This window comes from Bradyrhizobium macuxiense, from assembly GCF_001542415.1.
Classification (GTDB): domain Bacteria; phylum Pseudomonadota; class Alphaproteobacteria; order Rhizobiales; family Xanthobacteraceae; genus Bradyrhizobium; species Bradyrhizobium macuxiense.
The window spans coordinates 210,724-218,913 of record NZ_LNCU01000042.1; the positions used below are offsets into that span (position 1 = coordinate 210,724).

At 60.2% G+C, this 8,190-nt stretch carries 5 protein-coding genes; 2 read left to right on the plus strand and 3 right to left on the minus strand.

Annotated features, from left to right (window positions below):
- Window positions 1-68 precede the first annotated feature (68 nt).
- Both AS156_RS15965 and AS156_RS15975 read right to left on the minus strand, forming a co-directional pair.
- The gene (locus AS156_RS15965; RefSeq protein ID WP_066505855.1) at window positions 69-524 is read right to left on the minus strand and encodes an Hsp20 family protein; all 456 of its coding nucleotides are present in this window, start codon (window positions 522-524) and stop codon (window positions 69-71) included.
- 986 nt (window positions 525-1,510) lie between these two features.
- The gene (locus tag AS156_RS15975; protein WP_066505917.1) at window positions 1,511-3,169 is read right to left on the minus strand and encodes an alkaline phosphatase family protein; all 1,659 of its coding nucleotides are present in this window, start codon (window positions 3,167-3,169) and stop codon (window positions 1,511-1,513) included.
- A 305-nt stretch (window positions 3,170-3,474) separates the two neighbouring features.
- Here AS156_RS15975 and AS156_RS15980 point away from each other — a divergent pair, with 305 nt between their 5' ends.
- Both AS156_RS15980 and AS156_RS40700 read left to right on the plus strand, forming a co-directional pair.
- Entirely contained in the window at window positions 3,475-4,269 is a 795-nt protein-coding gene (locus tag AS156_RS15980; RefSeq protein ID WP_066505860.1) for an adenylate/guanylate cyclase domain-containing protein, read from the plus strand.
- A gap of 352 nt (window positions 4,270-4,621) precedes the next feature.
- The gene (locus AS156_RS40700; RefSeq protein WP_245312838.1) at window positions 4,622-7,126 is read left to right on the plus strand and encodes an MASE1 domain-containing protein; all 2,505 of its coding nucleotides are present in this window, start codon (window positions 4,622-4,624) and stop codon (window positions 7,124-7,126) included.
- 607 nt (window positions 7,127-7,733) lie between these two features.
- Here the strand turns inward: AS156_RS40700 and AS156_RS15990 are convergent.
- On the minus strand, window positions 7,734-7,958 hold the full coding sequence (locus tag AS156_RS15990) for a hypothetical protein (RefSeq protein ID WP_066500179.1): 225 nt from the start codon (window positions 7,956-7,958) through the stop codon (window positions 7,734-7,736).
- Window positions 7,959-8,190 lie beyond the last annotated feature (232 nt).

The window sequence follows — 8,190 nt, forward strand, 5'->3', positions numbered from 1 at the left end:
GCCTCCATTCTTAAGACGAAATCGGAGATGAGGAGCCGCGCTCCGGCGGAGCGCGGCTTTGCGGGTCGTCAGGCTGCAACACCTTCCAACTGACGCGTTGCCTTGTTTGGAACTGCGTTGATCGCAATTCGCCTCGGCTTCATGGCCTCCGGCACTTCACGGGCGAGTTCGACCTTGAGCAGGCCGTTATCGAACGCCGCGCTCTTGACCTCGACATGATCGGCCAAACTGAACTGTCGCTTGAAGCGACGTGTCGAGATGCCCTGATAGATATATTCGCGTTCAGCCTTTTCGACCTTGGTGCCTTCGATGGTCAGAACGTTCTGCTCTGCCGTCACCGAGATCTCGTCAGGTGCGAAGCCGGCGACCGCGAGCGCGATCTGGTACCGATCTTCCGCAAGTCGTTCGATATTATAGGGGGGATAATTGTCCTCGCCGGCACGCTGGACCGTTTCAGCGAGGTCAAACAGCCGATCAAAGCCGATGGCTGACCGGAATAGGGGAGAGAAGTCGTACGTGCGCATAGCCAAATCCTCCATAGAGCAAGATGGATATGAACGGCACCGGACACGACCGGTGCCCGTCTTGCCTGAGCCCGACTGGCGCCCAGGAGCTGGGCCCACAAGGGACCTAGCGAGAAAAAAATTAGAAAACGGGTTCTCGAAGTCAAGACGTTTGGCGAAAAAAAATCGGCCTTGGCCGGCTGTTTCGGAGAGCGATTGCCGAGCTTGCCAGGCGGGTTGGCGGCCGTTGCAGGTAAGGGAGCTATGCGTTCTGTCGAGGACGAGCAGGCGTTATCGAAGCCGTTCCATGAGGCGAGTCTGACGCGGCAAGAGACAGTTCAAGAGTTCGCACGTGCCGAGGCCGCCGTCGATGGCAGGCTGAGCTACGTCCGGGAGCGACCACTGCAAGGCACAGTACCAAGCGCCGCCCTTCAGGCGAATGGCCGACTTTGAAGTTTGAACCACATGGAGCGGGATTTCACTGAATCAGGACCCAAGCCACGCTCGCGATCAGCGTCACAAAGGACACCGCCGCAGCGCAGAGAAAGGCTACTTCCACTCCGTCGATATGGTTGTGGTTTGCCGGCATGTCGTTCCTCCTAGATGGGCACCCGTGGGCCTGACGACGCCAGCCATTCCGTCAATTGAGCCGTGGTCTCGTTGTGCAGCGCCTTCCCCAGCAATGCTTCTCGCTCTCGACCGGGCGGAAGCTGCTTAGCCCGTTGGCGCAACTCTTTGGCTTCCTGGGCAAGGCGCTCTTCAAGGGGGAAAATCTGCTTAACCCGGCGTCGCCGCTTGATGGCTCCTCTCTCCGATGCTGACGTTCGCTGCCGCGAAAACAGCAAAAATCCCAAGAAGGAAAAAGGTTCCGGCGCGCTTCGCGTCATAGACGTCCAGCCGAAAGCCGCAAGCGCCGGGCGGCCGCCAAGGGCGATCGCAACGATCCCGCCGCCCTTGCGGCGGGATCGCTTTTGCTTTGAGCCGATGTCGAAGCGGCGCTGCGACTCTTATTTTTCGTTCAGGACCTGAACGCCTTCCTCGCGAACCGCCTGGAGGCTGCGCGGATCGAGGTCGAGCGCGCGGAGGATCGTCGGCGCGATCTGGGTGGTGAAGGTCTTCTCCTCGACGACCCTGCCATGGTCCATGCGAGGTGAGGCGACCAGCAGCAGGACGTTACGATCGTCGTCGGAGAAGCCGCCGTGCTCGGCAAGCTTGCTGCCGCCGGTGCAGATAACGCCATGATCGGTGATGGCGATGAAGTCCGGCACCCGGCTGTTGTGGAACGGATCCTCGTAGAGCCTAGTGAGTTCGTCGCGATCGAGCAGTTTCTGGATATGCAGATCGGTGGCGTGGGCCAGGATGTAAGCCTTGGCATCTGCATAATAGGGATTGCCGGTCGCCGGATTGGTCGCCTGCTGCATTTCCGGCGACAACCAGACCAGCGCCTCGTCATCGCAGATCTCGAAGCCGTTGGCACCGAACCCGGGCGCCTTGCTATACAGCGCGTCGGAGATCGCCACCCGGTCCTTGACGTTGATCGGCGACTGACCATGCTTGGCGCTGACGATGATCAGCGTCGAATCGTAGAGGTTATGCGTCTTGAGCTCGTTGACGAACTTGCCGAGCGCGTCGTCCACGAACTGGAACTGCAGCGTGAGCGCATTGCCGGGCGTCGCCTGGGCGTCGGTATAGCCTCCGACGAGCGATTTGTCGGTATCGGCGTTGCCCGCCTTGGCGAGCTTCTGGCCGACGCTGACCGCCTGGAAGTTCATGCCGAAGACTGCGGGCACGGGCTTGATCTGCATTCGAGAGCCGTCGTAGCCGTCGATCCAGTTCAACACGGCCTGCACCTTCAGCGAGTCGTAAGTGCGGACGCCGGTGTAGCTGGTGGTGTAGTCGTCGCCCGTCTGGGCGCCTTTGTCGAACGTGTCCTGCGAGTTGATCTCAGGCGCAAACAGCTCGTCGAGGCCCTTGCCCGACGGGCCCGCCAGATCCTCGTAGGCAGGATGCTTGTCGGACCAGGCCGTGCGCATTCCGGCCTCATGAATGACTTCGAAGATTGTGTTGGTGCGCACGTAGTCGTGCGGATAGACCGGGACGCACTGGCCATTGACCAGCTTGCGCTGCATGTGGTCCGGATCGAGCTGCGTGTAGACCTGACCGAGCGTGCCGCCGCCGGTGTAATCGGCGACCAACCCGGTGGAATAATTGTAGCTCTTGTCGAGCGCCTCGAAGTTGGTGAGTTCGGTTCCGGCCGCATTTACGCAACCGGGATCATTGAGACCCTGGCTGGTGTAGAAAGCCTTGGCGGGATATTCGGTGCGGTCATAGCTGTCGTCGTAGAACAGGCCGCCGCCCTTCGGCGTGGCGCCGGTGACCTGTGCGAGCATGCCGGGATAGCTGTCGGACGGGGCGGTGGTGAAGGCATTCGGATAGACGACGCCTTTTTGGGTGAGCTTGGCGAAGTTGCCGCCGGGGTGGCTCGCGACCCAACGCTTCAAATCGACGGCGTGCATGCCGTCGACGCTGATCAGCAGCACGTGCTTGTAGCCGTGGCGTTGCGAATGCCCGCCGTCGTCATCCGCTTGCGCGGCTGAGACGCCGCAGGCGATCATCGCCGCCGCGATCGCGGCAGTCGACGAGAGATAGTCACGAAAACCATGCATGAGGTCGCCCCTCTCCATTTTCAGTGGGATGAGAATTGCCTGCACCGAGGCGGGGAGTGTTTCGCCGACCGTTGACGTTGCGATGACGCTTTCGTGCGACTTCAATGACCGTACCGCGGGCCGAGTTGGTTCTCGACCAAGGCCCGTTCGATGGCACTCTGTCGTGAATGTTGATTGCGAAAGCGAATTCGCGCGAGAGCCGTCGGTGGATTTTTCAATTGGGCGTGCTGTTGCCAACGCGCGAATGTATGACTACGCTTTACCCAGGTAGGCCCCCAAGCGGTCTTTCGATCGGCCGGACGCTCATGCCCAAATTCCTTCGCATCGGAGTCCATCAGTCGAACGTTTCCGGATACACGTCAAAGGCATGGTGCATTCGTCGGGTCGGCTCGACGATCCTCTTGAAGTGGGGCGCCGTTGAGGTCCATGGTGCTGGAGACGGACGGAAGGTCTACTGGACGCTTCCGCCGCGGGAAAAGACCATTCGTTGCCGCACTGTGGAGCGTGCCAACGACTATGCAAAGGCGGCAATCGCGCGGCGACGCAATCATCGCTATGAACCGCTGACCGGAAATATCGCGAACCGGCGTCGAGCTGCGGATCGTCGCGCCGAGCTCAAGCAAGCGCTCGCTACGATCCTTTTCGTCGATATTGTTCGCTCCACCGAAAAGGCCGCGCGGCTGGGCGATACGCGTTGGACGCAAGTGATGAATCACTATTACGCCGCCGTCCGCAGGGAGCTGAAGGCCTTGCGTGGCAAAGAGATCGTGACGACGGGGGACGGGCTGCTGGCGACGTTCGGCGCGCCGGCTGCCGGGGTCCGCTGCGCGACCGCGATCCGGGACGCCGTGCGTACGCTGGGACTGGAGATCAGGGTGGGGCTGCACGCGGGCGAATACAGCGTGAGCGGGACGGAGGTCATCGGTCTTGCGATTCACATCGGCGCGCGCGTCGCCGCGAAAGCGCGTGCCGGCGAAGTCCTGGTCTCGAGCACGGTCAAGGATCTGATGGCGGAGTCCGGAATTCGCTTCAAGGATCGCGGTGCGCACCAGCTCAAAGGCGTGCCGGAGCGATGGCGCCTCTACCGGGTCGAACATTGAAGTCGGGAGAGGGGGCACAGCGGCGTTGCGACCCGGTCTGCGCCGATATGCATCCGTCTTTTCGCCTTCGGATCTCCGGCGTTAGGTCAATGGTCCTGCCCGAGCGCCCGTGGCGTCGTGTGCTAGGCCGCCTTCCAGCGACCATCGTGCCGCCATGCTTTGGTCAAAACTGCATTGAGTGTTTGGCAGGGTGACGTGCCGGCAATACAACTGTTTGGGCTAACGTTGGACTGCAGGGCGGATCCCCACCGCTTGTTTGACGCACCGACCGCAAAGGCCTGTAATGGAAGGCGCTAGGCTTGGTAAAATAGATGTTTCCGCTCTCGGCAGCCCGCGAAGCGTTGCAACCTACTTGGCCGAACTTCTCGCGGTTGCCGCGATCTACGGTGGTCTTGCTGCATCCGCGCGATTGCTGCCCGCGATAAATCCGGCCACGACACCGTTGTGGCCACCCACCGGGCTTGCGCTCGCGCTGGTCATGCTGCGCGGTTACCGGATCTGGCCCGCGATCCTGGTGGGGGCCTTTCTTCCTTATCTCATCGCCGACCGGCCGATCGTGGAGTTTGGCTCCGTCGGGATCGGTACCCTCCTGGCTGCATTTGCCGGGGCATGGCTGATTGGTCGCTGGTCGGGCGGCCAGCAGACGTTTTCGACAGCCTCCAGTGTCGCGAAGTTTGCAATCATTGCCTTTGCGCCAACAGCGATGATCAGTTCAATCATCGTGTTGGGCGGATTCATTCTCACCAACGAACCAAGCCTTTCCGATTCCCTCACCAACTGGTCGACTTGGTGGCTTGCAGACGTAGCCGGGACCCTGGTGATCGTTCCGATCGTCGTGCTTTGGGCAACGACGTCCTTACGCATTTCCTTCGAGCGGAGCCTGTTGGAATCGATCGCAGTCTCTGTCCTGGCGGGCATCATCGGGTTTGTTGCTTACAGTCCGCTCATCGGCGGCGAGCTCATCGGCAGCGACATCAACGTGCTGCTGCCGTATCGGAGCCTTCTGGGCTTTCTGGTGCTGCTGCCGTTGATGTGGGCCGGCCTGCGCGGCAATCGACGCAGCGTCGCGACGGCTGCGCTCGTTTTCATCGGAACGGCCGTGTGGGGGTTCTGGCTAGGCAACGATCCGTTTCCCAAGGCGGATCTGGATGGAGCGCTGTTGTCGTTGCTGGTGCTTTCGATCAGCGTATCGGTGCCGCCACTTGCCCTGGCTGCGGCAGTTGCGACGCATCAGGCGACCGAAGCCCATCTACGCGCTGTCCAGGACGAGCTGAATCGCAGGATTGAACGAAAAACGCTGGCGCTCGACAGCATCAGACGCCACTTCCAAACTCTTATCGAGGGCGTTGTCGATTACGCGATCTTTGCCCTTGATAAAGAGGGGCACGTTACGAGTTGGAATAACACCGCCCAGAAAATCATCGGCTACAGCGCGGACGAAATCATAGGCAAGCATTTTGGGATATTTTACCGGCCGGATGAACGCCGCGCGGGTTCACCGGCCCACGCATTGGAGTCGGCGATCCAGAGCGGCAAGCACGAAGTCGAGGGGTGGCGCATCAGAAAGAATGGGACGCCGTTTTTCATCACCGGCTCAGTCTCTGCGAGCCATGATGACGCAGGAAATCTGATCGGCTTCATCAATATCCTCCGGGATGCGACCGAGCGGCGAGACGCGGAGGAGAAGCTGGTCCAGGCGCGCGAACAGCTCGCAATGTCCCAGAAGATGGAGGCAATCGGCAAGCTGACCGGCGGGATCGCGCACGACTTCAACAACCTGTTGATGATCATTGGAGGCAGCGCCCAGATCTTCGCTCGCTTGCTCGATCCAAAACTGCCAAGAGCAATCGAAGCCATACAGAACGCGGCCAAGCGCGGAGAAAGTCTCACGCGCCAATTGCTGACGTTCTCGCGTCACCAGCATCTCAGCCCGACGATCGTCGATCTGAAAGCGTCGATCAAGAACATGCGGACGATGATTGAGAGCTCGCTGCGCGGGAACATCGTGTACAACGAAAACATTGGCGATGGTGTTTCGCCTGTTAAGGTGGACCTCGCCGAACTGGAGCTTTCGATCGTCAACATCGCCGTCAATGCGCGCGACGCAATGCCGAACGGCGGAACGTTCACGTTGTCCATCCACGCCGTGACCGTAGACCGGCAAACCGGCGGTGATCGTGCCGGGAAGGACTTCTTTGCGATCGCGCTGAGCGATACAGGCACCGGTATTCCACCAAACCTTCTGTCCAAGATGTTCGATCCATTTTTCACGACCAAGGAGGTCGGAAAAGGAACCGGGCTCGGCCTGTCGCAGGTTTATGGTTTTGCGCACCAGGCCGGCGGAACGGTGACCGCAGACAGCAAGGTCGGACAGGGAACGACGATTACAATCTATCTGCCGTCTTCCGCCGGCGAGCAAGTCGCCAACAAGGGGCTCGCCGCCGCCAGAGCAAGAACACGGCAGTCGCAGCGGCAGACGGTTCTCGTCGTCGACGACAGCGCCGATGTGGCTGACGTGACATCCTCGCTGTTCGAGGACCTGGGTTATGAGACCGTCTATCGAGATTCGGCGGAAGCGGCGTTGAAGCTGCTCGAAGCCGGCACGAAGATCGATCTCGTCTTCAGCGACATCGTCATGCCCGGGACCATCGATGGTGTCGGGCTCGCGCGGGAAATTCGGTCGCGGTATCCAAATTTGCCCGTCGCCCTGACGACCGGCTACAGCGATGCTGCAAAAGCAGCTCCGCCAAATCTGAAAATACTCCGGAAGCCGTTCGATACCGAGGCGCTCAGGGATTTCATCCAGGATGTTGCGCCTCCGAAACCAGTGAGACCATCCGGCGTATCTCTGGGGTAAGTCACGATTGACAGTTTGAAGGGGGAATCGGCGCGCCGACGCCGTGATCCGGCGCTCGCCGACATGCTTCGATGTCGGCTTCAGCGCCGATGTTCGCCGAGCACGCGGGCGTGCCAGTTTGCGCACGTCTAGCCTTTGCGTGGGGCGATGCTTTCGCGAATCCGTTCCAGCCAGCCGATAATGGCGCCCAAGGCCTGGTCGCCCTTGCCGAGCAGTCCTGCCAGTTCGCGCTCGGCGCTTGACCTGCGCTGACGGATCGCCGATGACGCGCTCTCACCAGCATGGTTAGTCCGGATTAACCAGCCTTTCGCATCAACTCAGCTGTTTAAGACTGTCGCAATCCGCAATATTTGCGGAGCATCTAGCGATATCAATGACTTCCCAGTCCTTCGTTTCCCAGTTCGTTCTCATGCGTTGGCATGTTTTCCCAGTTTCCTGAGAGCCTCTAGGGGCCTCGTACAGAGGCGTTTCCTCCGGAGCTACCCAAGGCCATCCGGGCAGGAATAACGCATGGGCGACTCTGCCAGCGGGATGGCGCTGGCAAGCCAACCCTAAACGACAAAAAGCCCGATGCCATAGACCGGCATCGGGCTGTTTTGGGTTGAGTTCAGCGATTAGTCAACTTGACCGGAAATACAAAGCCGTCGAGTCCAAGCTTTATTGCCCGATCAATTTCCGCGTCGAGTTGAGCATAGAGCTGCTTCCGCTCCCGCCGAACTAAAATCTTTTCGGCTTCCGCTTGCAGCTCGGCCTGTGTCCGCATCCGGTAGGTTTTGGCCTTACGATCGTATTTGAGCGGGTGAACCATAACCTCCGCAGTCGTCTCTGCCATTGATGATCCTCGATGTCATGCGCCGTGAACCGGCTCAAGGCCGGTCACGGTCGCAGAATGTGAAATTTGGGGAAGGTCGCGGCTTCCGTTTTGCTGGCCCGATGCCTGACGGCTTGGCTCTGATGGCGGAAGATACCTGATCGCGCGACGATCACGATGTATGTCGCTTGCCGGATCAATGCAAGTCGTCAGTGAAGTACAATCCGCCGCTCGCCTGCAGCAACCTCGCCGA